This is a genomic window from uncultured Endozoicomonas sp. (assembly GCF_947495845.1).
GTDB lineage: Bacteria > Pseudomonadota > Gammaproteobacteria > Pseudomonadales > Endozoicomonadaceae > Endozoicomonas.
The window spans coordinates 1-543 of record NZ_CANMAO010000100.1 but is presented as its reverse complement, the minus strand read 5'-3'; the positions used below and the strand labels follow the sequence as shown (position 1 = coordinate 543).

Here is a 543-nt window from a genome sequence, read left to right as displayed (position 1 = left end):
GCGACCGCCAAGGATGGCGGAAGTGTCGATCATGCAGGAGCAATTATCGACCCTTTGTGCCTTTGTGGTTCAAAAAAAATCTTATTCCCGAGACACTTTCACATCGTAGCCATGCTCTTTCAACAAAGCATGCTGCTTGGCCTTGCAAAGGCACAAAGGCACGAAGGAAAAGCAAAAGCTTTTTAATAAGAGCTCTTACCTAAAAAGCTTTTGCTCTTCTTTATGCGACCGCCAAGGATGGCGGAAGTGTCGATCATGCAGGAGCAATTATCGACCCTTTGTGCCTTTGTGGTTCAAAAAACATCTTATTCCCGAGACACTTTCACATCGTAGCCATGCTCTTTCAACAAAGCATGCTGCTTGGCCTTGCAAAGGCACAAAGGCACAAAGGAAAAGCAAAAGCTTTTTAATAAGAGCTCTTACCTAAAAAGCTTTTGCTCTTCTTTGTGTCTTTGTGCCTTTGTGCCTTTGTGGTTCAAAAAAATCTTATTCCCGAGACACTTTCACATCGTAGCCATGCTCTTTCAACAAAGCATGCTGCTT

1 protein-coding gene is annotated in these 543 nt (G+C 43.6%); it reads left to right on the top strand.

Annotation, left to right across the window (positions count from 1 at the left end; genetic code table 11):
- A partial coding sequence (locus tag Q1B11_RS20260; RefSeq protein WP_299735831.1) for a hypothetical protein occupies positions 1-186 on the top strand: 186 nt, incomplete at its 5' end.
- Positions 187-543 lie beyond the last annotated feature (357 nt).